The following is a 25,836-nucleotide window of genomic DNA, read 5'->3' as shown; positions in this document are numbered from 1 at the left end:
AAAAGAGGGAACTGACATGTCCAGTAATTTCACCCGCAGAACACTGATGAAGAGCGCGGCGGCTGCCGGTCTCGCGACGGCCTTTGCCGGCCGCTCGGCGCTTGCCGCCGACGAACCGCTCGGCATCGCCCTCGTCGTTCCCTCGCCTATCGGCGACGTCGGCTGGGGTCATGCGCTTGCCGCCGGCATCGACCCGATCAAGGCCGCCTATGGCGACAAGGTGAAGGTCACGGTCATCGAAAACATCGCCGAAGGACCGGACGCCGACCGCATCATGAACAAGACTGTCGCCGACGGAAACCATTTCCTGATCGCCGGCTCCTTCGGCTATCAAAATGGCGCGCTGCAGATCGCCCGCCGCAATCCGAAGGTGACCGTCCTGCATGCTTCAGGCTTCCAGGTCGCACCGAACTTCTCGCCCTTCGCCGCGAAATATTTCCAGGGAACCTACTTGCTCGGCATGGCGGCGGCGGCCGTTTCCAAGACCGGCAAACTCGGCTCGGTGTCGGCCTTTGCCATTCCCGAGCTGATCACCTCCATCAACGCCTTCACCCTGGGAGCGCAGGCCGTCAAGCCGGATATCGAAGTGTCTGTCGTCTGGGTCAACTCCTGGTTCGATCCAGCAAAGGAGCAGGAAGCCGCCAAGGCGCTGATCTCGCAGGTCTGCGACGTGATCTTCTCGAATGCGCAGGATACGCCCTCGGTAATCTCGGCCTGCGAGGAAGCCGGCGTTTATGCATTCAACCTTAACTCCTCGATGAAGAAATATGCCGAGAAGATCTATCTGGGCTGCATCGCTACCGACTGGTCACCCTTCTTCAAGGCGTCGGTCGACGCCCATCTTGCCGGCACCTTCAAGGGCGCCAACGCCTTCCTCGGTGTTGCCGACAAGGTTGTCCAGGTCGTCGACTGGAACCCGGCAATCCCAGCCGATACGATGACCAAGATCAAGGAAATCGAGGTCAAGATTGCCGATGGCAGCTTCTCGCCGTTTACCGGTCCGATCACCAAGGCTGATGGCAGTGAAGGTGTCGCTTCGGGGACCACGGCGACAGACGCCCAGATCGTCGCGATGGACTGGCACGTCAAGGGTGTCACGACGCCGCTGCCGAAGTAAGCCATGGTAAGCCCGCTCCTGTCGCTGCGCGGCATTACCAAGAGCTATGGCCCGGTCGATGCCAATCAGCAGATCGATCTCGACGTCGCTCCACGATCCATCCATGCCATCCTCGGAGAAAACGGGGCTGGCAAATCGACCCTGATGAAGCTGATCTACGGCGTCGAGCAGCCGGACAGCGGCACCGTCGCGTGGAACGGGAAAGCCCTCAGCCTTGCCTCTCCCGCAGAGGCAAGGCGCGCCGGTATCGGCATGGTGTTCCAGCATTTCTCGCTGTTCGAGAGCCTGACGGTCGTCGAGAATATCCGCCTGATCGTGTCCGGCAAGAAGAGCGAGCTTGCGGAACGCGTTCGCAAGCTCGGGCATGAGTTCAGCCTCGAAGTCGATCCACACGCTCATGTCCATTCGCTTTCCGTCGGCGAGAGGCAGCGGGTGGAAATCATCCGATGCCTGATGACCGATCCGAAACTGCTCATCCTTGACGAGCCGACCTCGGTGCTGCCGCCGCAGGCGGTGGAAAAGCTGTTCGAAACATTGCGCCGGCTGCGGGACGGCGGCGTGTCCATCCTGTTCATCTCTCACAAGCTTGAAGAAATCCAGTCGCTCTGCGATCGCGCGACGATCCTGCGCGGCGGACAGGTGACCGGTCACGTCGACCCCCGCGAGCACGATGCGCACGAGCTTGCCCGGATGATGATCGGCCGCGACATGCCGGAACCGATGCCTGCGCTGCCTTCGGTCGAAGGTGAAAAGCGTCTGGAGCTCGTCGGGCTCGATTACCGGGCGGACCCCTTCGCCGTGCCGCTTTCCAATGTCAGCATGGCCGTGCGCGCCGGCGAAATCCTCGGCATTGCCGGCATTTCGGGAAATGGTCAAAGCGAACTAGCGGCGCTGATTTCGGGTGAAACCCTGTTGGCACGGGAACAGCGTGACCAGATCTTCATGATGGGCGAGGATGTCGGCACGCTCGACGCTGCGGCCCGCCGGCGGCTCGGTTTCGCCTTCGTCCCGGAGGACCGGCTCGGCCGTGGTGCAGTTCCCGAGATGTCGCTCACCCTCAATAGCCTGCTGACCGCGCACCCGCTGAACCTTGTGAAGCATGGCCTGCTCGACAAGGTCAAGGCGAAGGCCTTCACCAGTGATTGCATCCGGGACTTCGACGTGCGCACGCGCGGGCCAGGGACAGAGGCCGGGTCGCTTTCCGGGGGCAACCTGCAGAAGTTCATCGTCGGACGCGAAATCATGCTGGCGCCGAAGCTTCTTTTCCTCGCCCAGCCGACCTGGGGCGTCGATATCGGTGCGGCCGCGGCGATCCGCAAGCGGCTGATGCGCCTTCGCAACGAGGGCGTGGCGATCCTAGTCATTTCCGAGGAACTCGAGGAACTGTTCGAATTGAGCGATTTTATCCAGGTCCTGCATCACGGGACGCTCAGTGCGCCGCTGGTCACGCGTGAGACCAACCCGGAAGAGATTGGCCAATATATGATCGGAGCCCAGCCGCAGCGCGAGAAAGCCACCGCATGAGCAGACCTTTCCTTGCCGCCCTGCCCATTCTGGTCCGTCGGGAGCGGGCATCGCTTGCCGCCACCCTTCTGGCGCCGCCCATCGCGCTCATCGTCACCATCGTACTCAATCTCGGACTTTACATCGCCATGGGGCGCGATCCGGCAGCGGTGGTCTATGCTATGCTGATTGAGCCCTTTTTCTCGTGGGCATCGTTCTGCGAAGTGCTGTTGAAGACCGCTCCCCTGCTCCTCATCGCGCAGGGGCTTGCGATCGGCTTTCGCGCCAAGGTGTTCAACATCGGTGCCGAAGGACAATTCGTGCTCGGTGCGATCTTCGCCTCCGCCATTCCGATCTGGTGGCCCGACGCAACCGGCCAATGGATCTGGCCAGCGATGCTGCTGCTCGGCATGATGGGCGGGGCATTCTGGGCGTCCTTCACCGCCTTTTGGCGCGCCCGGCTCAATGCCAACGAAATTCTGGTTTCGCTGATGCTGAGTTTCGTTGCCGTGCAACTCCTCAATTATCTGCTGCTCGGTCCCTGGAAGGATCCGAACGGCTTCAATTTCCCGCAGTCCGTCATGTTCCAATATGACGCGATGGTGCCGATCCTGATCGAGGGAACGCGCGTCAATGTCGCACTCGTCCTCGCCGTTCTCCTGTCGATCGCCGCATGGGTCTTCATGCAGAAGAGCTTCATCGGCTATAAATTGCAGGTCGGCGGACTGGCGCCGCGCGCTGCGAGCTATGCCGGATTCCGGGAAAGCTGGGCAATCTGGCTTTACCTGCTGATCGGTGGGGCCCTAGCCGGTCTTGCTGGTGCCGCCGAAGTCGCCGGCCCGCTCGGTCAGCTGCAGCGCTCGATCTCAACCGGATACGGATATGCGGCAATTATCGTCGCCTATCTCGGCGGTCTGCATCCGATCGGCATCGTCGTTTCTGCAATCGTCATGGCGGCGCTCTACATCGGCGGCGACAACGCCATGGTCTCCGCCAATCTGCCGGTCGCGGCCGTCCGGGTTTTCCAGGGCAGCCTGCTCCTTGCCTACCTGGTGGCCATCGCCTTCGTGCGCTACCGTCTTGTCTGTCGGCCCGCAGCGAGCAGGAGCCCGGCATGAACGCCGTCGAATTCGTTCTGGCTGGAATGCTGGCTGCTGCGACACCTTTCCTCCTCGCAGCGCTCGGAGAACTTATCGTCGAGCGTGCCGGGGTGCTCAATCTCGGCGTCGAGGGGCTGATGGCATTCGGCGCCGTCATCGCCTTCATCATCGTCTATCATGGCGGCGGCCATTTTCTGGCTTTTCTCGCCGCCGGCCTCAGCGGCGCGCTTTTGTCCCTGATCTTTGCGGCAATCGTCCTCGGCTTCAATGCAAACCAGGTCGCGACCGGGCTTGCGATCGGGATTCTCGGACAGGGCCTGTCGGCACTATTCGGCAAGACCTACGAGAGCCTGACGGTCAAGGCGCTGCCGAAGATCGCCATTCCCGGTCTTTCCGATATTCGGGTCATCGGCGGCCTGTTTACCCAGGACATCGTCGTCTGGCTTTCGCTGGCCGTGACCATCGCTATCTGGGCGATGTTTGCTTACAGCAAGGTCGGTTTGATCATCCGCGCCGTTGGCGAAAACCCGAAGGCGTCGCATGCTATCGGCTACCCGGTCGTCGCCATCCGGTTCGCCGCAGCCGCTGTCGGCGGCGTCATGGCTGGCTTTGCCGGCGCCTATGCGGCGACGATCTACACGCCGCTCTGGGCGGATGGGATGATTGCCGGCCGCGGCTGGATCGCAATTGCGCTCGTGGTCTTCGGAACCTGGCTGACCGGCCGCATCTTTCTCGGGGCGTGCCTGTTCGGCGCAGTATCGCTGATGGGGCTTGCCGCCCAGGCGACCGGGCTCGACGTTCCCTCACAGCTGCTCGCATGCCTGCCCTATCTGGTGACGATCATCGTGCTCGGCATCATTTCGGCGGATCGCCGCCTGCTCAAACTCAATGGCGTCGCCTCGCTCGGCGAGCCGTTCGAGCGATAATGATCACGCCCGTCGACGCGAAGGCAATTGAGAGTCAACTTGCCTTCCGAGCCCGCCACGAACGGCAACCAGAAGGAGGAGCCCCACAAACCTATCAGCCGTGGTCAGATTTCTTTTGGCCCCGCGGTTCAAATTCGACGAGCAGCGACTTGAGTTCGACTTCCCGAACACGTCGCGCCGCCTCATCAGGGCTGACCCATTCGAGAATACGCTGGCCTTGCTCCTTGAAGTCGTTTCCGATCTCGGTGACTTCGATCTGAAACAGGTCGACGATACATGGCGCCACATCGCCGTCGTCGAACTCCTTCAGATAGGTATAGCGGCCGACAGGTTTCCTTCTCACCGCCCCGCGCACGCCTGCTTCCTCCCAGGCTTCGATCGCCGCCGCTTCGAAAGGCCTCTTCCCTTTCATCGGCCAGCCCTTCGGTATGACCCAGCGCGCGCTCTCGCGCGATGTGATCACGAGAATTTCGATCTTCGGCCCGCCATTGAAATAGCGAAAGCAGATGGCGCCGTACTGTTGGCGGAACGCGCCAGCGAACAGCTTCGCAGGGACCGCGGCGAGCTGACGCAGCAATGGCTGAGACTTGTCTGGTCGGGACTTGCCGCGTTTTTTCGTAGGCTTCATGACGCTCCGTCTTCAGCTCATCGTGCGCACATGGCTGCGCAGGCGCGCAAGCTGATCGATACCCGCGAGCACGTTTCATCGATTTGTTTTAGCACGACGAAATGGAATGCTGATGCTTGTTTCTTCCAAATGAACTAAACTCGTGCGCTAGCTTTATCTAGCTGACATTCATCGGATCATCATCATGAATATCACGCAGATGACCGAGATCGCCGAGCAGTGGCTAACGACATTCATTCTGAACGAATGGACGTTCTTTCAGCTTGCAATCATCGTGGCGGGCTTGGGTTTTGCGTCCTTACTTGCGTCGCGCACAGAACCTGCGATGGAGGCAAAGGCGCGCCTGATCAAGGGTAATCCGGACCTGCTTCGGGTCATCATTGCTCCTATGCGCCGGATGATGTGGCTTTTCCTTGTCGGCTGGTTATGGCTCGCCAACGTTGTGCTGAGCAACAGCGCGTGGCCCTCACAACGTTGGCTTGTGTCCACGGCTCTGACGCTGGCAGCGGCATGGTTCCTCATCTCCGTCCTGACCAAGATCATCCGCAACCCGACCCTGTCGCGCGCCGTCGCGATCGGCAGCTGGAGCTACATCGCTCTTTATGCAGTTGGTCTTGACGGCCCGGTTCTATCTGCACTCGACGGACTTGCGATTAATTTGGGCGCGGTGAGACTCTCGCTTCTGCTTGTGCTCAAAGCCCTCGTGCTGGCGATCGCCCTGATCTGGTTGGCCGTCCTCATCGGCAACATGCTTTCCCACTGGGTTCAGCGCTCGGCCGACTTATCGCCTTCCATCAAGGTGTTGATCAGCAAATGCATCAAGATCAGCCTGATCATAATCGCTGGAGCCATCGCTTTGTCGGCGACCGGCGTCGACCTTACCGCTCTGACCATTTTCTCAGGCGCAGTCGGCGTCGGAATCGGCTTCGGCCTTCAAAAGGTGGTCTCGAACTTCATATCCGGCATAATCATCTTGATCGACAAGTCGATCAAGCCGGGTGACACGATCACCCTTGGCGACACGTTCGGGTCGATCCGTGACCTGCGCTCGCGGTTTGTTTCCGTCATCACCCGCGATGGCAAGGAGTACCTCATTCCAAACGAAGACTTCATATCGCAGCAGGTCGTCAACTGGTCGTTCTCCAGTGATTATGTGCGGATCGACGTTGACTTCGGGACGTCCTATAACAGCGACCCGCATCAGGTCGTTAAGATCGCCATTGCGACAGCATCGACCGTGCCGCGGGTGGCAAACCAATATAAGCCACCCGTCTGCTGGCTGACCGCCTTTGGCTCTTCGTCGCTCGACTTTCGGCTTCGCTTCTGGATCTCGGATCCAGCGAACGGGCTGACAAATGTTCGTGGGCAAGTCCTGATGGCGCTTTGGGATGCCTTCAAGAAAGCCGGCATCTCTATCCCGTTTCCGCATCATGAGATCATCATGAAAAGCCCTATAGAGATCAAACAACCGGACTGATTGCCGAGCCCCGTCGATCCGCCGAGCGGATGCCGTTTTCGAACGCGCTGCTGGAATGCGACATCTATCTGCGCCGAACAGGATCCGGCCTTGAAGAACAGGACGGCAGCGCCCGGACTGCTGACTGACTGCCATCACGCCGATCCGGGTCTTTCCACGGCCGCCGCCTGAGCCTTGTCGGGAGCGGCTGATAGCGGCGAATACCTCGCCCCCTGCTATCCGAGGAAACGACGCGGTTCCTCCTGCGGTCGGTCGGCATTCTCCGTCACGCCGGTTTTCCGTGCACACAGATATTCACCAACACGTTCACGGCTCATGGGTTTGCCGAACATATAGCCCTGCAGTGTGGTGCAGCCCATTTCCAGCAAACGCATCGCCTGCCGATGGCTCTCTACACCTTCGGCCGTGACCTTCATATCGAGCTTCCGCGCCAGATTAAGCACCAGTTCGACGATAGCGAGGCTCGATTCATCGACGAGCATGGTGTCGATAAAGCTCTTGTCGATCTTGATGATGTCGACCGGCAGACTTCGCAGATGCGTCAGCGACGCATAACCTGTCCCGAAGTCATCGAGCGCCACTGTCAGGCCTTTCTTGCGCAAACGTTGCAGGGTTGTTGCTACGGCATCTTCCATGCCCTGCAGGAAAACCGTTTCCGTCACCTCCAGCATAAGCTTATCCAGCGGAATTCCTCTTGACGCAAAGGCGGCAACGATCCGGGTTTCCAAGTCGCCCCTCATGAAATCGGAGGCGCTTATGTTGAGGCTGACCCGCCTGAATTCCAGCCCGCGGTCTATCCAGCCTCGAATGTCGGCCGCGACCTGCTCGAGCATGCGGGTCGTAATGTGATAGGCAACGCTTGAGTCTGTGAACGCCTCGTGAAATTGCGCCGCCGACACGATTGAACCATCCGAACGCCGCATTCGCACAAGCGCTTCGAACGCCCGTACCTGACCGTCGGCACAGGCAACGATCGGCTGATAGTGCGGCACCATCCGATGTTCGGTAAGAGCCGACTCCACCTCCCGGACGATTTGGATGCGACGCGCTATCCTCGAACGCAGGCTGGGCTCGTAGTGTATATAGCTGCCGCGCCGCGTTTCTTTGGCATGATAGAGAGCGAAGTCCGCGTTCTGCGAAAGCGTTGCGGCATCCATCTCGCCCTCCGAAATCGCCCCACCCACGGTTATCGCCGGATTTATCGTCGATCCCCCAACCTGCAGAGGGCGACCGATATATTCGATCAGGTGGCGCGCGAGCGAACCCATGCGGCGTACGCTTGCGGGCGCGTCCAGAATGACGGAGAACTCATCGCCGCCGAGACGAAAGACCTTTCCTCGCTTTCCCAAGCGTTCATCCAGACGTGAGGCCACGCCTTTCAGCAGCAGGTCACCTGTCGCATGGCCGAGGATATCGTTCACTTGCTTCAGGCGATCGACGTCAATCAGCAATAAGCCGATGGAAGGAGCATCGGCCGCTGTGAGCCGCTCGATATGAGCATTGTAGGCTGCCCGGTTGGCAAGTCCGGTCAAAGGATCGGCGTTGGCGGCCTGGAGCAGACGTTGCTCGTAACGCACTTTTTCGGAAACATCCTGAACGATGCCGAACAGACGACTGGGCTTGCCGCTCAAGCGCTCGATATCGCTGACTACGCGGACCCAGCGTTCCTCCCCTTCTGGCGTCATGATGCGATATTCCCTGTCGATGCCGGCCGCTGAACCATCGAGGACATCGCGTATCCTGCGTCTGACGCTCTCGCGCTCTTCAGGAGCATAGCAGCCGATCACCTCCTCCGAGGTCATGCGTTTGCCGACCGGCAGTCCGACGGTGCGGTAAATCTGATCCGACCAAATGATGGTGCCGGTCGCGAGATCCATCTCGAAGCCGCCGACCTTGGCAGAGCGTTCGGTCTGCTCGAAGCGGGCCTGCTTCAGTTCCAACTCGCGTTGCTGCGCTCTCAGCAGGCTTTGCTGACGATGTTCGCGGATAAGGCCGACGACGACGCTTGCCAAACTGCGGAGCTGTTCGAGATCCCGATCGCCGAAGCGACGGCTCTTCGTGTCGAGGACACAGAAGCTGCCGTAGCAGGTCTCCCCTTCCGAAAGCGGCACTCCCGCATAGAACCGGACCGAACGCTCTCTGACGAAGATATTTCCCGAAAAGCGAGAATCCTTGTCGGCGTTTTTGACGACGAGCGGTGACTTCGTCTCTACGATATGGCTGCAGAAGGAATGCTCACGTGGCGTCTCCCTCAAAAAGAGACCTTGCTCGGCCTTGAACCACTGCCGATGCCCGTCGACGAACGAAACCAACGCCATCGGCATGTCGAACATGCTGCAAGCCAGCCGCACGATAGCATCGAACTCTTCCGTTGGTGGCGTATCGAGAATGCTGGCCTGGTGGAGGAGATTCAATCTCTCATTTTCTGAAAGTGACATGCGACCCTGGGCTCCTCGCAGCGCTTGATGACGCGGAGTGAAACCCTTCATGGGTCATAGAAGCGGAAGAACTAACCGCTGACGCTCTATAGAATTGCATGATCTGGTTGCCAAATATTGAAGCTGTCGACATATAGCTCGGTCGTAAGACATCTCGACGAACAGGATATTCTCGCTTGGCGATAAGATCCTGAAGTATCTGATTATTATGGCATCTGGGATGGTCGACGGCATTCCGATTTCGGTTTCGATCAAATATGCAGGGCGCTTCCGAAAGCCTTCAGCACCGCTTCCATGAGCGCTTCGCTGCGGGTCGGATGAGTGTGGACGGTGCCGGCGATGTCTTCCAAGTGTGCACCCATCTCGACAACCGTTTCGCTGCATCGGAATGCGCGTCGCTGGCTGCCAGCGACCTTCAAAAATAGGCCACGCGGCTCGCATCCGTGCAACGCGCTTAGCCAACTTCGCCTTTACGAGCGCATAAGACGGCTTGAACATGAGCCTCTGACGCCTGCGTCTTTTTCTTTGTAATATCCGACATACATTAAATACTATGTACGTTCCGCCGATTGGCACGCGGGGATTGACGTGTTGGCGATGGCAACCGCCAATCTTCACTTTGTTGTTTTTGCTTCTTTCAGCTTGGGGCTTCGGCGCACCGTCGGCGTCTGACCGAGCGTCTGTCGTCCTCAAGGTGAATGGCGCCATTGGGCCCGCTATAGCTGACTACGTGGTACGAGGCATTCAGCGTGCTGGCGAACGTGAAGCGGTCTTGATCGTCCTGCAAATGGATACACCAGGTGGCCTTGACACCTCCATGCGGGAAATCATCCGCGCGATCCTTGCCTCGCCGGTGCCTGTCGCGAGTTTCGTCGCGCCAAGCGGGGCACGGGCTGCCAGCGCCGGCACCTATGTTCTCTACGCAAGCCACATTGCGGTAATGGCCCCTGGGACCAATTTGGGTGCGGCGACACCAATCGCGCTCGGCGTGAAGCCTTTCGGCGGTGATGAGGAACCCGAAAAGAAGCCGAGCGAACCTGGTGGCAAGCAGCCGGAAGCTCCAGGCAATGCCCATGAAGCAAAAGCCGTTAACGACGCAGTCGCTTACATTCGTGGGCTTGCTGAATTGCGCAATCGCAACGCGGACTGGGCAGAGCGTGCTGTCCGCGAAGCTGCAAGCCTTTCATCCACAGCGGCAGTGCGCGAACATGCCATCGATTTCATTGCAGTCGATGTCACCGATCTCTTTGCAAAGGCACAGGGGCACGTGGTGCGGGTCGGTCAAACGGAGGTCCGGCTCGATACCGCCGGTTTGGCCGTACAGGAATTCGAGCCTGACTGGCGCACGCGCCTGCTTTCCGTCATTACCGATCCGAACATCGCAATCATCCTGATGATGGTCGGTATCTATGGCCTGATCTTCGAATTTCTCGCACCTGGGACAATGCTTCCTGGCACGATCGGCGGCATCTGCCTCCTCCTTGGTCTCTATGCCCTGGCATTGCTGCCGGTAAGTTTTGCCGCCCTTGGGCTTATTTTGCTCGGCGTGGGATTGACAGTGGCTGAGGCTCATTCGCCAAGCTTCGGCGCTTTGGGCATCGGCGGCGGGGTAGCCGTGATCCTGGGAGCGACCATCTTGTTTGATACCGATATACCCGGCCTGCAAGTGTCGCGTCCTCTACTGGGCGCAATTGCATTTGGAATTCTTGCCTTTAGCCTTCTCGTTGCTCGCCTGGCATTCACCTCGCGATTGCGCCAGGTCGCAACCGGTGCAGAGGAGATGATTGGCATTTCCGGTAAAGTTGAGAGTTGGACGGGGCTCTCGGGCTACGTCATCGCGCATGGCGAACGCTGGAAGGCCGTTTCCGCCGAACCCCTTGTTGCTGGTGACCCTGTCAGGGTGACGGGTCGCAACGGGCTGGCGCTCGAGGTCGCCAGCCGTCCTAAGAACACCTAGCGACACGCAAGGACGCGGGAGGAGAAGCCATGGATATGTTTGCAGATCTTGCCTTCTATTTGGTGGCCATTGTCGTTGCGGTCGCCATCCTCGCATCCGCGGTCAAGATCCTGAGGGAATATGAACGCGGCGTCGTGTTCACGCTTGGCCGCTTTACCGGAGTCAAGGGACCCGGCTTGATTCTGCTCATTCCCTATGTCCAGCAGATGATCCGCGTCGACTTGCGCACGCGCGTACTCGATGTCCCTAGCCAGGACGTCATCTCACATGACAATGTCTCGGTTCGAGTCAGCGCGGTGATCTACTTCAGGGTCATGGACCCCGAGAAGTCGACAATCCAGGTCGAGGATTTCATGATGGCAACAAGTCAGCTTGCTCAGACGACGTTGCGCTCCGTTCTCGGCAAGCACGACCTCGATGAAATGCTGGCAGAACGCGACAGGCTCAACTCCGATATTCAGGAAATCCTCGACTCTCAGACGGACGCCTGGGGAATTAAAGTAGCCACTGTCGAGATCAAACATGTGGACATCAACGAGTCGATGATACGCGCGATTGCTCGCCAAGCGGAAGCTGAACGCGAACGCCGCGCAAAGGTCATCAATGCCGAGGGCGAACAGCAAGCTGCAGCGAAGCTACTGGAAGCGGCGGAAATTCTGGCCAGACAGCCGGAGGCGATGCAACTTCGTTACTTGAGCACTTTGAACGTCATCGCCAGCGAGAAGACTTCGACGATTTTATTCCCCTTCCCGATGGAGTTGGGAAATCTAATGGCCAATAAGCCGAAGTGATCGAACGCACTGGCGTTGGTGATTGATCCAGCTTCTGTGTCGGGCCAAAATGAGGCCAGGCCCCCAGAGAAACAGTCGGCCGTGGTTGCGTGAGTGAAACTCCGGAGGGCGTAGCCAGGGATCACATGCACCCCGCGGCGATTGTCGCCTGGGTTTCAGCCGTCCTTCGGGTGCGACTTTGCGCGGCACCGCCAACCTTGCGGTCAGAATGTGGGCTCGCCATCTTTCGCTCCTGCGATCCAGCGAATTCCCGTCGAAATCGCAATCCCGAACCGGGCTGCCGCCTGGCGTGCAGACACGCCCGCCGCAGATGCTTTCAGGACCCGTAATCGAAGATTATCGCTCAGTGCTCGTCCCATCATCCAGCTCTTCCGATATGGATTTTGAATCCGCTTCGACTCGCCTCGTCACCTCACATATTCGTCGATCACAGGATCTGCTCTAGCGCATGGGAGGCGACTACGTGTTTGCCTCTCGCAGGGGCTGATCGCGGCGAACACCTCGTCCCCTGCTATCCGAGTGGACGACGCGGTTTCTCCAGCGATCGGTCGGGGTTCTATTAACAGGCTTTGCTGACGATATTCCCGGGGCCTATTGCCCCATGCAACTGTGCTTGTTCATTCACTCAGCCAGGCCTAAGCGGGATCGCTGGCCCAGTCTTCGTGTCCATGGCGTATTCGGATCACGAATATAGTTCCGTCCTCGATGCGGTAGACAATGAGATGGGCTTTGAACGGATGAACTCTAACTGGCGGCGAAATCTCTTCTCGCTCACGCGCCATTCGGGGATTGGCCGCAATCAGATCAAGCGCGGTAAACAACTCGTCATGATACAGCCTAGCCTGTGCGGCTCCGAACATGCGCACTCCTTGTTCGGCGATCGCAATGATGTCCTCTTCCGCTTCGACTGAAAGGTCAAAGCGCATTATCTACTGCCGCGCGTTGTTTCTGCACGTGCCACTGCGGCGGCAAAGAGTTCGCCCTTCGAGCGGCTGCCAATACCGCTTTTTAAACCGTCATCAACGAAACGTTGCATGGCGGCAACCTTGTCACCGCGAATTTGGTCCCTCCGGATCAGGTCGCGCACATAGTCACTGGCATTGGAATATCGCCCGCTCTTTGCTTGTGCCTCAACCCAATCTTTCATCGGGTCCGGAAGAGATACGTTCATCGTAGCCATTCGAGCCTCCATGGTGCGAGTAGGTTAGCTGGACTTGGCAAAGTTTGTCAATCAGCTCCACGAACGGCGATCTATGTCATATCCGCGGATTGCCGCCGCGATGACGAAGCAGCGCGTAAGGGGTAGTCGGCCTGTCGACCAATGTCCGTGTGACGCTGATCCTATTGCGACAGGTCGGGCTCTTGCCTTTTGGGCAAAGCCTTTCGGCATCGGCACGGCCTTATTCCGGTCTCAGTTGATGGGATCCGAACCGGCAGACGTCATGCGTGATCCGGGTCCAGTCGGCTCAGATGTGCAAAGCGTTTCCCAACGCTTTCAGCGCTGCTTCCATGAGCGCTTCGCTACGGGTCGGATGGACGTGGATGGTGCCGGCGATGTCTTCCAGGCGTGCTCCCATCTCGATCGCCAGCGCAAAAGCTGCCGAAAGCTCGGACACTCCTGCCCCCACCGCCTGCAAGCCGAGAACGAGGTTCGTGTCGGCGCGCGCGACGACGCGCACAAAGCCCTCTTCGGAGAGCATCGTCATCGCCCGCCCGTTGGCGCTGAACGGAAACTGACCGGTGCGGATCTCATATCCTTGCGCGCGCGCCTCCGCCGGCGAGAGACCGGCGCTGACGATCTCAGGATCGGTAAAGCAGATGGCGGGAATGCATCTTTTGTCCCAACCCCGCTTCTTGCCCGCAACGATTTCTGCCACCATCTCCCCTTGCGCCATCGCCCGATGCGCCAGCATCGGCTCGCCGGTCACGTCGCCGATCGCATAGATGCCGCGCATCGAGGTGCGGCATTGATCGTCGATCCTCAGATACGGACCGGCGCGGTCGAGATCGAGTTCTTCGAGGCCGGAGCCCGCCGTTCGCGGGCGGCGGCCGACAGTGACAAGGATGCGATCCGCCGGCAGCGTCTCACGCCGGCTGTCCGACGTTTCAACGATCATTGCCTCGCCACTATCGGCAAGACCCATCGCCTTTGCACCCGTCAGCACCCGGATACCGCTCTCGGTCAGCTTGCGCATGACGGGACGCACCAACTCCGCATCATAGATCGGCAGCACCTGCGGCGTCGCCTCGACGACGCTCACCTCGGAGCCCATCTTCGAAAAGGCCATGCCGAGTTCCAAGCCGATATAACCGCCGCCGACCACGACGAGCTTTTTCGGCAGTTCCGTCAGCGACAGCGCCTCAGTCGAGGAAATGACGCGGCCGCCGAAAGGCAGATTGGCAAGCTCCACCGGATCGGATCCGGTGGCGATCACCACGGTCTCGGCGCGGATGACCTGCTGGCCGGTTTCGGTCTCCACCTCCACCGTCTTGCCGTCACGGAAACGGGCGCGGCCATGGACGATCTTCACCCGCGCCTTCTGCAGCAGACCCGAAACGCCGCCCGTCAGCCGGCCGACAATGCCGTCCTTCCAGGCGATCGTCCTTGCGAGATCGATCGAGGCGCCTTCGATGCGGATGCCCATTGGATTTTTGCCGGCGAGCATCTTTTGCGTGGCGTCGAACTCTTCGGCAGCATGGATCAGTGCCTTGGAGGGAATGCAGCCGACTGTCAGACAGGTGCCGCCCGGCTTGCCGGCCTCGACGATGACGGTATCGACGCCGAGCTGTCCTGCGCGGATGGCGCAGACATAACCGCCCGGGCCGGCGCCGATGACGAGGAGCTTGCAGACAATTTCTTTCATGGCTCAGCCTTCGATGAAAATGAGCGCCGGTGTTTCGAGCAGCGTGCGGATCCGCTGGACGAAGGTCGCCGCATCCCAGCCGTCGATGATGCGATGATCGAAACTGGAGGAGAGGTTCATCATCTTGCGCGGCACGAATTGCGTGCCGTCCCAGACCGGGCGCGTGGCGATCTTGTTGACGCCGATGATCGCCACCTCCGGATGGTTGATGACAGGCGTCGAGACGATGCCGCCGAGCGCGCCGAGCGAGCTGATGGTGATGGTGGAGCCGGAAAGCTCGTCGCGCGTCGCCGTGCCCGAGCGCGCCGCCTCCGCCAGCCGGGCCATTTCGGCGGCGCAATCCCAAATGCCACGCGCTTCCGCGTGCCGCACGACAGGCACGGTCAAGCCTGCCGGCGTCTGCGTGGCGATGCCGATATGCACGGCACTATGGCGCGTGATGATACCGGCATCGTCGTCGAAAGTGGCGTTTACCTCGGGCTGCCCGGCAATGGCTTTGACCAGGGCCTGCATCAGGAAGGGCAGGACCGTGAGCTTGGGATGGCCCTCCCTGCGGTCGCCGTTCATGGTGGCGCGCAGTTCCTCCAGCGCCGTCATGTCTACTTCCTCCACATAGGTGATGTGGGGAATGCGCGAGGTGGACAGCACCATTTTCTCGGCGATGCGGCGGCGCAGCCCGGTGAGCTTGATCTCCTCGGTCGCCGTCTTCTTGGCGGATCCGCCCCTTAGGAGGGCCGGAGCGGCGCCTTGCACGAGGAATTGCTCGACATCTTCGCGCAGGATGCGCCCGGCCGGCCCGGTCCCCTGCACTTGCCTCAGATCAACACCGCTTTCCCTGGCGAAGAGCCGCACGGAAGGCGCGGCAAGCGGCTTTTCGGCGGGCGCAGCCGCAGCAGCCGGCGCAGCGGTGATCGGCGTCGCTGGGGCAGGCCTGGCGATCTCCGCTTTGACCACTTCGGCGCTCGGCGCCTGCGAGATCGGCATCGGTTGGGCCTCACCGGCACCTTCCGCCGTTTCGATCCGCACCAGCGGGGCCTTGACCGCGATGCGGTCTCCGATATCGCCGGCGAGCCAGATGACAGTGCCATCGACGGGAGAGGGAATTTCGACCGTCGCCTTGTCCGTCATCACGGCGGCGATCACCATGTCCTCGCGGACGGGATCTCCCGTCTTCACATGCCATTCCACCAACTCGGCCTCGGCGACCCCTTCCCCGACATCGGGCATCTTGATGATGAATTCGCCCATGGCTCAGGCCTCCATGACTTCGGCAAGCGCCCGCCCGACGCGGCCGGGACCGGGGAAATAGTCCCACTCCTGCGCATGCGGATAGGGCGTGTCCCAGCCGGCGACGCGCACAACAGGCGCTTCGAGGTGATAGAAGCAATGTTCCTGCACCAGTGACACGACCTCGGCGCCGAAGCCCGACGTCAAGGTCGCCTCATGGACGACGACGCAGCGCCCGGTCTTGGTAACCGATTTGACGATCGTATCGAGATCGAGCGGCAGCAGGCTTCTTAGATCAATCACCTCGGCATCGATGCCGGTGTCCTCAGCCGCGGCCAGCGCCACATGCACCATCGTGCCATAGGCAATGACGGTCACCGCCGATCCCGCCCGCCGCACCTCGGCCTTGCCGATCGGGATCGTGTAATGGCCATCGGGCACGTCGCCGAGGTCGTGTTTCGACCAGGGCGTCACCGGCCGCTCGTGATGGCCGTCAAAGGGGCCATTATAGAGCCGTTTCGGCTCCAGGAACATGACGGGATCGGGGTCCTCGATCGCCGCGATCAGCAGGCCCTTGGCGTCATAGGGATTGGACGGCACAATCACTTTCAGACCGCAGACATGGGTGAAGAGCGCCTCCGGGCTCTGGCTGTGCGTCTGGCCGCCGAAGATGCCGCCGCCAGTCGGCATGCGCACAACGATCGGGCAGGTGAAATCGCCGTTGGAGCGATAGCGGATGCGGGCCGCCTCCTGCGTCAGCTGGTCATAGGCCGGATACATGTAGTCGGCGAACTGGATCTCGACGCAGGGCTTCAGCCCATAGGCGGCCATGCCGATTGCGGTACCGACGATGCCGGATTCGCTGATCGGCGTATCGAAGCAGCGCGTCCTGCCATATTTTGCCTGCAGGCCCTGCGTACAGCGGAAGACGCCGCCGAAATAACCGACATCTTCGCCGAAAACGACGACATTGTCGTCCTTCGCCATTGACACGTCCATGGCGCTACGCACGGCCTCGATCATCGTCATCCTGGCCATGTCAGTATCCTGCCTTCTGCCGCTGGCGACGAATATGCGCCGGCATCTCGGCATAGACCCCTTCGAAAATGTCACGCACCGAAGGCTTGCCGCCGGCATGCAGCGTGCCATGCGCCTCGGCCTGGCGTTGCGCCTCGATCACCTCGTCCATGATTTCTGCTTCCGCCTGCACATGCCGCTCCTCCGACCAAACACCCTTGACGATCAGATGTTTCTTCAGCCGCAGCACCGGATCGCCGAGTGGCCAGGCTTCCGATTCAGTCTTCGGCCGATAGGCGCTCGGATCGTCAGAGGTCGAATGCGCTCCGACGCGGTAGGTCACATGTTCGATCAGCGTCGGGCCGAGATTGCGCCGGGCGCGTTCGGCCGCCCAGCGGGAGACGGCATGGACGGCGAGATAATCGTTGCCATCAACCCGCAGCGCCGGAATGCCGAAGCCGAGGCCGCGGGCGGCAAAAGTGCCGGAACCGCCGCGGGCAATTCCCTGGAAGGTGGAGATCGCCCATTGATTGTTGACGATGTTGAGGATCACAGGCGCCTTATAGGTCGAGGCGAAGACGAGCGCCGAGTGAAAATCCGATTCCGCCGTCGATCCGTCACCGATCCAGGCCGCGGCAATGCGGCTGTCGTTTTTGATCGCCGAGGCCATCGCCCAGCCGACGGCCTGCACATATTGGGTGGCGAGATTGCCCGAGATGGTGAAGAACCCGTGTTCCTTGGAGGAATACATGATCGGCAACTGCCGGCCGTGCAGCGGATCGCTCTCGTTCGAATAGATCTGGTTCATCATCTCGACCATCGGGTAGTCGTCGGCAATCAACAGGCCCGCCTGGCGATAGGTCGGGAAATTCATGTCGCCCTTGTTGAGCGCCTTGCGGAAGGCGCAGCTGACGGCCTCTTCGCCGAGATGCTGCATGTAGAAGGAGGTCTTGCCCTGTCGCTGCGCCATCAGCATGCGGGCGTCGAAGGCGCGCAGCTTCATCATGTTGCGAAGCCCGGACAGCAGTTCTTCATCAGAGAGCGAGCCCGCCCAGGGGCCGACCGCTTCGCCGTCACGGTTCAAGACGCGGATGATCGAATAGGCGAGATCGCGGATATCCTCGGACGCGACATCGACCTCCGGCCGCGGCACCGAACCGGCCTTGGCGATCTTGACGTTGGAAAAATCAGGTTGGCCGCCCGGACGAACGGCGGGTTCGGGGACGTGCAGGCTCAAACGAGCGGAATCCACCATGTCTCTTCTTTCCTCCCTCTGCCGACCCGCCCCTCCCCGGAAGCGGGCCGGATGGCATTCTTACAGATTGCGGGCAATCACCATGCGCTGCACGTCGCTCGTTCCCTCATAGATCTGGCAGATGCGCACGTCGCGATAGATGCGTTCAACCGGGTAATCGGCCATGTAGCCGTAGCCGCCGTGGATCTGGATCGCATCGGAGCAGACGCGCTCGGCCATCTCCGAGGCAAAGAGTTTCGCCATCGACGCTTCCGACAGGCAGGGAAGCTCCGCCTCCCGGAGCGAAGCGGCGTGAAAGACGAGCTGACGTGCCGCCTCGATCCGCACCCCCATGTCAGCAAGGCGGAAGGCGACGGCCTGATGCTCAAAAATCGGCTTGCCGAAAGCCGTGCGCTCCCTGGCATAGTCACGCGCCGCCTCGAAAGCGGCCCGTGCCATGCCAACGGCTTGAGCGGCAATGCCGATCCGTCCGCCCTCGAGATTGGCGAGCGCGATGCGATAGCCTTCGCCTTCCGCACCGAGCCTGAAATCCGCAGGAATGCGCATGGCGTTGAAGGCGATCTGGCAGGTATCGGTGGAATGCAGTCCGAGCTTTTCCTCGACCCGGATCACCTCATAGCCAGGTGTATCCGTCGGCACGATGAAGGCGGTGATGCCCTTCTTGCCGGCTTCGGGATCGGTGACGGCAAAGACGATGATGACATTACCGTTCTTTCCAGATGTGATGAACTGCTTGGCGCCGTCGATCACATAGTCGTCGCCGTCGCGCCGGGCCCGGGTCTTCAGGTTCGAGGCATCGGAACCGGCCTGCGGCTCGGTCAGCGCGAAGCCGCCGATCCATTCGCCGGTCGCAAGCTTCGGCAGGAAGCGCTGCCGCTGCTCCTCGGTGCCGAATTTCAGGATCGGCACACAACCGACGGAGCTGTGCACGCTCATGATCGTCGAACAGGGTCCGTCGCCGGCGGCAATCTCCTCGAGTGCCGCGGCATAGGCGACGACGCCCGTATCCGAGCCGCCATAGGCTTCCGGAACGAGCATGCCGAGCAGCCCGAGTTCGCCCATCTCCTTCAGCTCCTCGCGCGGGAAGAGATGCTCCCGGTCGCGTTTGGCCGCTCCCGGCGCCAGCCGGTCGCGGGCAAAGTCGCGGGCGAGATCTGTGATCTGCTGCTGAAGTTCGGAAAGGATCATGTTGCTCCTCCCCTCCCCGCTAATGCCGCTCGATGGCGACGGCCGTCGCCTCGCCGCCACCGATGCAAAGTGCCGCCATGCCGCGCTTCAGATCATAGCGCTCCAGTGCCGACAGCAGCGTCACCAGAATCCGGGCTCCCGACGCGCCGATCGGATGGCCGAGCGCGCAGGCACCGCCATGCACATTGACCTTTTCATGCGGCAGGTCGAGATCGCGCATTGCCGCCATCGCGACGACCGCGAAAGCCTCGTTAATTTCGAAGAGGTCGACATCCGCAAGCGCTAGGCCGGTCCGCTCGGACAGCTTCTGCAGTGCGCCGATCGGTGCGGTGGCGAAGAGATTGGGTGCCTGCGAATGGGTGGCATGGCCGAGGATGGTGGCGAGCGGGGCAAGACCGCGGCGCTCCGCCTCGGAGCGGCGCATCAGCACGAGCGCTGCCGCGCCGTCTGAGATCGAGCTGGAATTGGCGGCCGTTACCGTGCCGTCCTCTCGGAAGGCGGGCTTCAGCGTCGGGATCTTGCCGAGCTTGGCACGGCCCGGCTGTTCGTCGCGGCGGGCAACCTGCTCGGCTTTCCCCGACTTGATCGTCACCGGCACGATCTCGCTTTCGAAGCTACCCTCCGCGATTGCCTTCTGCGCCCGCGTCAGAGAAGCGATGGCGTAATTATCCTGCGCCTCGCGCGTGAACTGATAGGCCTCGGCGCAATCCTCCGCGAAGCTGCCCATCAAGCGCCCCTTGTCATAAGCATCCTCCAGCCCGTCGAGGAACATATGATCCACGACACGCCCATGGCCGAGCCTGTAGCCGCCACGGGCCCTGTCTAGGAGATAGGGCGCATTCGTCATGCTTTCCATGCCGCCGGCAACTGCCACAGAAGCACTGCCGGCGGCGATCTGGTCATGGGCGATCATGACAGCCTTCATGCCCGAGCCGCACATCTTGTTGACGGTGCTGGCGCCGGTCGCAAAGGGCAGCCCGGCGTGGATCGCCGCCTGGCGCGCCGGCGCCTGCCCTTGCCCCGCAGGCAACACGCAGCCGAAGACGACCTCCTCGATCGCCTCGGCCTCAACGCCGCTGCGCTGGAGTGCTGCCCCTATCGCCGCCGCTCCAAGCTCGGGTGCGGTCGCGTCCTTCAGTTCGCCTTGAAAGCTGCCGATCGGCGTGCGCGCCGCACCGACGATGACGATGGGATCCTGCAAAACCATCTTTCCTCCTTCGGGAGAAGCGCTCAGCGCGCGCCCATCCGCAATGCGCCGTCGAGGCGAATAACCTCGCCGTTCAGCATGATGTTTTCAAAGATATGGCGCACCAGCGCAGCAAATTCCGCCGGCCGGCCGAGCCGCGGCGGAAAAGGCATGCTCTGGCCGAGTGCTGCCTGAACCTCGGCCGGCATGCCTGCGATCATCGGCGTCTCGAAGATGCCGGGCGCGATCGACACGACGCGGATGCCGTGACGGGCGAGCTCGCGGGCGATCGGCAAGGTCATCGCCGCCACTCCGCCCTTGGAGGCGGCATAGGCGGCCTGGCCGATCTGGCCGTCGAAGGCGGCGACCGAAGCCGTATTGACGATCACGCCGCGCTCGCCTTCACCATCCGGTTCCACGTTCTGGATCGCGGCCGCGGCAAGCCGGATCATGTTGAACGTGCCGATCAGATTGATGCTGATGGTGCGTACGAAACTCTCCAGGCGGTGCGGCCCATCGCGGCCGACCACCTTTTCGGCCGGCGCCACGCCAGCGCAATTGACCAGCCCGCGCAGGCTGCCGAAGGCTTCGAGCGCCGCGGCGACCACCGCAGCTCCCGCCTCGCCGTCGGTCACGTCAGCCTCGACGAAGCGGGCGTCTCTGCCGAATTCCCGAGCCATCCCCACTCCCGCCTCGACATTGAGATCGGCAATCATCACGCGCCCGCCGGCCTCGACGAGCATGCGCGCTGTCGCGGCACCGAGCCCGGAACCGCCTCCGGTCACGATGAAACTTGCTCCACGGATCAGCATGAATCTGTTCCTCCCTGTCGGCCGCGTCCTCCTCCGAGCGCCACCGACACCCACGATTCTATTCATTCCCCCTATTGCAAGCGATGACAGAACTGCTCCATTATTTCGGCCAGTTTTGCCATAGCGGGGATGGGATGGCCGAGATCGAGCGACGGATGATCGCGCCGGGTTTCATCGAGGAGGCGCTCGACAGCCTACGGCGGCTCGGCAAGCCGACAGCGCCGATCCTCGCACGCGTGGGTCTATCGGCGGTCGACCAGCCGGTGTCGGCCGAAACCTATGGCGCGCTCTGGCTGGCAATCGCCGCCGAGCTCGACGACGAATTCTTCGGCATGAGCGGCCGACCGATGCGCAGCGGCAGTTTCACGCTGCTTTGCCATTGCGTGCTGCACGCGCCGACGCTGGGGCACGCGCTGCGCCGGGCGCTGCGTTTCCTCGACGTCGTGCTCGAAGATCCCAGAGGGCGGCTCGTTATCCGCGACGGCCTTGCCGAGATCGAGCTCAGGGACAAGGGCGACACGCGCTCGGCCTTCGCCTACCGCACCTACTGGATCATCCTGCACGGCATCACCTGTTGGCTGGTCGGCCGACGCATCCCGATCCGGCTTGTCGATTTCCGCTGCGCCGAGCCGAAACAGGGCGCCGACTACCGGCTGTTCTTCGGCGCGCCTGTGCGCTTCTCGCAACCGATCAGCCGCCTCGGCTTCGACAGCGCTCTGCTCGACCTGCCGATTTCACGCACCGAACAGGCGTTGAAACAGTTCCTGCGCGGCGCGCCCGCCAATATCCTGGTGCGCTACCGCTATGACGCCGGCATCGCCGCCGCCGTCCGCCGGCGCTTGAACCAGGCAACGCCGGCCACGTGGCGAAGCTTCGCCGAACTCGCCGCCGATATGCGCATGCCGCCCTCGACGCTGCGCCACCGCCTGCACGATGAAGGACAAAGCTACGCCGCCATCAAAGACGACATCCGCCGCGATCTAGCCGTCGAGCTACTGCTGAATACCTCGAAAACGATTGGCGAAATCGCCGTGCAACTCGGCTATTCCGAACCCAGCGCCTTCTTCCGGGCTTTCCGGAAATGGGTGGGCAAGAGTCCCGAGGCCTTCCGTCGAGAGGAAGCGGAGAATTCAACGTCGGTCAGTCGAACCGCTTGACCCGGCCCGACTGACTTCGCGCTTTCGACAACATGGCGGCACCAGGACGAAACTCACGGCTCATCGTCGTAGCCTTCGCCCGGTGACAATCGCTCAATCGCCGCGCCAATCAATTTGGCATGCTCGTCCGGTATCTGCGAGGTGCTATGCGCGCGGCGCGGATCTGTGCCACTGCGCATGCGTTCAAAGTGCTTATAGCTCATCAGCACGAAGCGCGGCTTGTTGTGGCCGGCTCGCGGCTCGCAGCATCGGTGACGTCCCCGACCTGTTTGTTGAGATCACCTGTCGTAAACTGTCGCATCGAATAGCGTCTCCTGTTTGATTTCCATATATTCCATACTTTCCATATTTCACGAAATTGGCGTTCTCATCCGAGCATTCATCGACACTTTGAACCTGCCGCAACCCGCGCTACATATCTCAGCGGGAGGAGTGCCATGTTTGATTTTTCGCTCGGCGAAACCGCGGATGCGATCCGCGAAACGACGGCGCGATTTGCCGCCGATCATATTGCTCCGCTGGCTGCGGAGATCGACGAAAGCAACACGTTTCCGCGCCAGCTCTGGCCCGAGATGGGCTCACTCGGACTGCATGGCATTACCGTCGAAGAAGAGTTCGGCGGTGCCGGTCTTGGTTATATCGAACATGTCGTCGTAATGGAGGAGGTCTCGCGCGCCTCGGCTTCCGTTGGCCTGAGCTACGGCGCCCATTCCAATCTCTGCGTCAACCAGATCCGCCGCTGGGCGTCGCCGGAGCAGAAGCGCCGTCATCTGCCGAAGCTGATCTCCGGCGAACATGTCGGCTCACTTGCCATGTCGGAAGTGGGCTCCGGTTCCGATGTCGTCTCCATGCGGCTGCGTGCCGAGAAAAAGGGCGACCGCTATATTCTGAACGGCACCAAATTCTGGATCACCAACGCGCCGCATGCCGACGTGCTTGTCGTCTATGCCAAGACCGATCCCGCAGCCGGCCCGAAAGGAATTTCCGCCTTCATCATCGAAAAGGGCCTGACCGGTTTCAGCGTCTCCAAGAAGCTTTCCAAACTCGGCATGCGCGGCAGCGACACGGCCGAACTGGTCTTTCAGGATTGCGAAGTGCCGGCCGAGGCGCTGATTGGCCGGGAGGGAGAAGGCGTGAAGATCCTGATGTCCGGCCTCGATTACGAACGCGCCGTGCTTGCCGCCGGCCCGCTCGGCATCATGCAGGCCTGCCTTGATGTGGTGCTGCCCTATGTGCGCGATCGCAAGCAGTTCGGCAAGCCGATTGGCGAATTCCAGCTGATGCAGGGCAAGATCGCCGACATGTATGTCGCGCTGAATTCGGCGCGCGCCTATGTCTATTCCGTGGCGCGGGCCTGCGATTCCGGCTGCGCAACACGCACCGATGCGGCCGCCGCGATCCTATTTGCGAGTGAGAATGCCGTGAAGGTGTCGTTGGAAGCGATTCAAGCGCTCGGCGGCGCGGGCTATACCAAGGAATGGCCGGTCGAGCGCTTTTTGCGCGACGCCAAGCTCTACGATATCGGCGCCGGCACCAATGAGATCCGTCGCTACCTGATTGGGCGGGAGCTGATCGCATCATGACGGTGATTTCGACCGCGGTCGACCGCGCCAGCGAAAGCTTCAAAGCCAACACAGCCAAGAACAAAACCCTCGTCGACGAGCTCTACCAGCGCTCGGCAAGGACCCGCGAAGGCGGTTCACAGGCAGCACGCGAGCGCCACACGGCCAAGGGCAAGCTCCTGCCGCGCGACCGCATCCAGCTTCTGCTCGATGCCGGCAGTCCCTTCCTGGAGATCGGCACGCTGGCGGCCAACGGCATGTATGGTGACGAGGCGCCGGGTGCGGGCATCATATCGGGCATCGGCCGGGTTTCCGGCCGCGAGGTGATGATCGTCGCCAATGACGCGACAGTGAAGGGTGGCGCCTACTACCCTCTGACGGTGAAGAAGCATCTGCGGGCACAGGAGATCGCGCTGCAGAACCGACTGCCCTGCCTCTATCTCGTCGATAGCGGCGGCGCCAATCTTCCGCATCAGGCCGAGGTCTTTCCCGACCGCGACCATTTCGGCGCGATCTTCTACAATCAGGCGCAGATGTCGGCCGAAGGCATTCCGCAGATCGCCTGCGTGATGGGAAGCTGCACGGCCGGCGGCGCCTATGTCCCCGCCATGTCTGATGAAACGGTGATCGTGCGCAATCAGGGCACGATCTTCCTTGCCGGGCCGCCATTGGTCAAAGCCGCGACCGGCGAAATAATCACGGCCGAAGAGCTCGGCGGCGCCGAAACCCATGGCCGCCGCTCCGGCGTCGTCGATCATGTCGCCGAGAATGACGAACACGCGCTGCTTCTGGTGCGAGACATCGTCGCCAGCCTCAACAGTGTCAAATCGGTCGATATCGACATCCAGCCTCCGCGGCCGCCGAAACTCGATTCCCAGGATCTCCTTGGCCTCATTCCCGATGACGTGCGCTCGCCCTATGACGTGCGCGAGGTGATCGGCCGGATCGTCGACGGCTCGGAACTGCACGAGTTCAAGCCGCTTTATGGCGCCACGCTGGTCTGCGGCTTCGCCCGCATCTGGGGCATGCCGGTCGCCGTCATCGCCAACAATGGCGTGCTGTTTTCCGAAAGCGCGCTGAAGGGTGCGCATTTCATCGAGCTCGCCTGCCAGCGCCGCGTGCCGCTGCTGTTCCTGCAGAATATTTCCGGTTTCATGGTCGGCGGCCGCTATGAAGCCGGCGGCATCGCCAAGGACGGGGCAAAGCTGGTGACGGCGGTTGCGACAGCGACCGTGCCGAAGGTCACCGTCATTATCGGCGGCAGTTTCGGCGCCGGCAATTACGGCATGTGCGGCCGCGCCTATCGCCCGCGGTTCCTCTTCACCTGGCCGAATAGCCGCATCAGCGTCATGGGCGGCGAACAGGCGGCTTCGGTGCTCGCCACCATTCGCCGCGACGCGCTGGAGGCGCGCGGAGAGAATTGGTCTGTCGATGAAGAGGAGGCTTTCAAGGGGCCGATCCGCGCCGGCTATGAGGCGGAAGGCAATCCCTATTATGCCACCGCCCGCCTCTGGGACGACGGCATCATCGATCCCTGCCAGACGCGGGACGTGCTGGGCCTTGCCTTCTCCGCCTGCCTGAATGCGCCGATTCCGAAAGGGCCGCGCTTCGGCCTATTCCGGATGTGAGGC

Annotated in this window: 21 protein-coding genes and 3 pseudogenes; 11 read left to right on the top strand and 13 right to left on the bottom strand. The window is 61.4% G+C overall.

The genetic code is table 11. The annotated features are described in order from the left end of the window. Positions 1-16: 16 nt before the first annotated feature. The 4 genes from NXC14_RS25865 to NXC14_RS25850 are packed head-to-tail and all read left to right on the top strand — an operon-like array spanning position 17 to position 4,646. On the top strand, positions 17-1,117 hold the full coding sequence (locus NXC14_RS25865; RefSeq protein ID WP_085780881.1) for a BMP family ABC transporter substrate-binding protein: 1,101 nt from the start codon (positions 17-19) through the stop codon (positions 1,115-1,117). 3 nt (positions 1,118-1,120) lie between these two features. Then, complete coding sequence (locus NXC14_RS25860; RefSeq protein WP_085780880.1) at positions 1,121-2,641, top strand: ABC transporter ATP-binding protein; 1,521 nt, start codon at positions 1,121-1,123, stop codon at positions 2,639-2,641. Next, positions 2,638-3,738 carry an ABC transporter permease gene (locus NXC14_RS25855; protein ID WP_085780879.1) on the top strand — a complete coding sequence of 367 codons (1,101 nt, stop codon included), beginning with the start codon at positions 2,638-2,640 and terminating at the stop codon, positions 3,736-3,738. The genes NXC14_RS25860 and NXC14_RS25855 overlap by 4 nt, the downstream gene beginning before the upstream one ends. Further along, a complete protein-coding gene (locus NXC14_RS25850; protein WP_085780878.1) occupies positions 3,735-4,646 on the top strand; it encodes an ABC transporter permease in 912 nt (303 codons plus the stop codon). Before NXC14_RS25855 ends, NXC14_RS25850 begins: the two co-directional genes overlap by 4 nt. A gap of 94 nt (positions 4,647-4,740) precedes the next feature. Here NXC14_RS25850 and NXC14_RS25845 read toward each other — a convergent pair whose 3' ends face one another. Beyond that, positions 4,741-5,274, bottom strand: a complete 534-nt coding sequence (locus tag NXC14_RS25845; protein WP_085780877.1) for an NUDIX hydrolase — start codon at positions 5,272-5,274, stop codon at positions 4,741-4,743. A 184-nt stretch (positions 5,275-5,458) separates the two neighbouring features. Between NXC14_RS25845 and NXC14_RS25840 the strand changes: the two genes are divergently transcribed. Both NXC14_RS25840 and NXC14_RS33675 read left to right on the top strand, forming a co-directional pair. Then, positions 5,459-6,751 (top strand): mechanosensitive ion channel domain-containing protein, encoded by a 1,293-nt coding sequence (locus NXC14_RS25840; RefSeq protein ID WP_085780876.1) that lies wholly within the window; start codon positions 5,459-5,461, stop codon positions 6,749-6,751. Continuing rightward, positions 6,752-6,922 (top strand): annotated as a pseudogene (locus NXC14_RS33675) (dipeptide/oligopeptide/nickel ABC transporter ATP-binding protein); the annotation flags it as partial. Between the two features lie 44 nt (positions 6,923-6,966). On the opposite strand, the gene NXC14_RS25835 reads toward NXC14_RS33675, so the two are convergent. Continuing rightward, positions 6,967-9,189 (bottom strand): EAL domain-containing protein, encoded by a 2,223-nt coding sequence (locus NXC14_RS25835; protein WP_085780875.1) that lies wholly within the window; start codon positions 9,187-9,189, stop codon positions 6,967-6,969. A 553-nt stretch (positions 9,190-9,742) separates the two neighbouring features. Here NXC14_RS25835 and NXC14_RS25830 point away from each other — a divergent pair. Beyond that, the gene (locus NXC14_RS25830; RefSeq protein WP_085780874.1) at positions 9,743-11,146 is read left to right on the top strand and encodes a nodulation protein NfeD; all 1,404 of its coding nucleotides are present in this window, start codon (positions 9,743-9,745) and stop codon (positions 11,144-11,146) included. Positions 11,147-11,175: 29 nt separating this feature from the next. Further along, on the top strand, positions 11,176-11,937 hold the full coding sequence (locus NXC14_RS25825; RefSeq protein WP_085780873.1) for a slipin family protein: 762 nt from the start codon (positions 11,176-11,178) through the stop codon (positions 11,935-11,937). 206 nt (positions 11,938-12,143) lie between these two features. On the opposite strand, the pseudogene NXC14_RS25820 reads toward NXC14_RS25825, so the two are convergent. The 10 genes and pseudogenes from NXC14_RS25820 to NXC14_RS25775 form a co-directional block, all read right to left on the bottom strand. Then, positions 12,144-12,296 (bottom strand): annotated as a pseudogene (locus NXC14_RS25820) (helix-turn-helix domain-containing protein); the annotation flags it as partial. Positions 12,297-12,572: 276 nt separating this feature from the next. Next, the gene (locus NXC14_RS25815) at positions 12,573-12,863 is read right to left on the bottom strand and encodes a type II toxin-antitoxin system RelE/ParE family toxin (RefSeq protein WP_085780872.1); all 291 of its coding nucleotides are present in this window, start codon (positions 12,861-12,863) and stop codon (positions 12,573-12,575) included. Continuing rightward, positions 12,863-13,117, bottom strand: a complete 255-nt coding sequence (locus NXC14_RS25810) for a type II toxin-antitoxin system ParD family antitoxin (RefSeq protein ID WP_085780871.1) — start codon at positions 13,115-13,117, stop codon at positions 12,863-12,865. The genes NXC14_RS25815 and NXC14_RS25810 overlap by 1 nt, the downstream gene beginning before the upstream one ends. 286 nt (positions 13,118-13,403) lie before the next feature. Next, a complete protein-coding gene (gene lpdA / locus NXC14_RS25805) occupies positions 13,404-14,801 on the bottom strand; it encodes a dihydrolipoyl dehydrogenase (protein WP_085780870.1) in 1,398 nt (465 codons plus the stop codon). Positions 14,802-14,804: 3 nt separating this feature from the next. Next, entirely contained in the window at positions 14,805-16,049 is a 1,245-nt protein-coding gene (locus tag NXC14_RS25800; RefSeq protein WP_085780869.1) for a dihydrolipoamide acetyltransferase family protein, read from the bottom strand. A gap of 3 nt (positions 16,050-16,052) precedes the next feature. Further along, on the bottom strand, positions 16,053-17,066 hold the full coding sequence (locus NXC14_RS25795) for an alpha-ketoacid dehydrogenase subunit beta (RefSeq protein ID WP_085780868.1): 1,014 nt from the start codon (positions 17,064-17,066) through the stop codon (positions 16,053-16,055). 1 nt (position 17,067) lies between these two features. Continuing rightward, complete coding sequence (locus tag NXC14_RS25790; RefSeq protein ID WP_085780867.1) at positions 17,068-18,300, bottom strand: 3-methyl-2-oxobutanoate dehydrogenase (2-methylpropanoyl-transferring) subunit alpha; 1,233 nt, start codon at positions 18,298-18,300, stop codon at positions 17,068-17,070. A gap of 60 nt (positions 18,301-18,360) precedes the next feature. Beyond that, a complete protein-coding gene (locus NXC14_RS25785) occupies positions 18,361-19,488 on the bottom strand; it encodes an acyl-CoA dehydrogenase family protein (protein WP_085780866.1) in 1,128 nt (375 codons plus the stop codon). 19 nt (positions 19,489-19,507) lie between these two features. Next, positions 19,508-20,695 (bottom strand): acetyl-CoA C-acyltransferase, encoded by a 1,188-nt coding sequence (locus NXC14_RS25780; protein WP_085780865.1) that lies wholly within the window; start codon positions 20,693-20,695, stop codon positions 19,508-19,510. Between the two features lie 23 nt (positions 20,696-20,718). Then, a complete protein-coding gene (locus NXC14_RS25775) occupies positions 20,719-21,486 on the bottom strand; it encodes an SDR family NAD(P)-dependent oxidoreductase (RefSeq protein ID WP_085780864.1) in 768 nt (255 codons plus the stop codon). A 134-nt stretch (positions 21,487-21,620) separates the two neighbouring features. Here NXC14_RS25775 and NXC14_RS25770 point away from each other — a divergent pair, with 134 nt between their 5' ends. After that, complete coding sequence (locus tag NXC14_RS25770; protein ID WP_245362227.1) at positions 21,621-22,643, top strand: AraC family transcriptional regulator; 1,023 nt, start codon at positions 21,621-21,623, stop codon at positions 22,641-22,643. A 53-nt stretch (positions 22,644-22,696) separates the two neighbouring features. Here NXC14_RS25770 and NXC14_RS33670 read toward each other — a convergent pair. Beyond that, positions 22,697-22,944: pseudogene (locus NXC14_RS33670) on the bottom strand (type II toxin-antitoxin system prevent-host-death family antitoxin). Between the two features lie 136 nt (positions 22,945-23,080). On the opposite strand from NXC14_RS33670, the gene NXC14_RS25760 reads away from it, so the two are divergent. Together NXC14_RS25760 and NXC14_RS25755 are read left to right on the top strand one after the other, a co-directional pair. Continuing rightward, the gene (locus NXC14_RS25760; RefSeq protein ID WP_085780862.1) at positions 23,081-24,226 is read left to right on the top strand and encodes an isovaleryl-CoA dehydrogenase; all 1,146 of its coding nucleotides are present in this window, start codon (positions 23,081-23,083) and stop codon (positions 24,224-24,226) included. Continuing rightward, positions 24,223-25,833 (top strand): carboxyl transferase domain-containing protein, encoded by a 1,611-nt coding sequence (locus tag NXC14_RS25755; protein ID WP_085780861.1) that lies wholly within the window; start codon positions 24,223-24,225, stop codon positions 25,831-25,833. The genes NXC14_RS25760 and NXC14_RS25755 overlap by 4 nt, the downstream gene beginning before the upstream one ends. Positions 25,834-25,836: the final 3 nt, after the last annotated feature.

Source organism: Rhizobium sp. NXC14 (assembly GCF_002117485.1).
Classification (GTDB): domain Bacteria; phylum Pseudomonadota; class Alphaproteobacteria; order Rhizobiales; family Rhizobiaceae; genus Rhizobium.
Note: the sequence above shows the minus strand (reverse complement) of the source record. Positions and strands in the feature narration are given on the sequence as shown.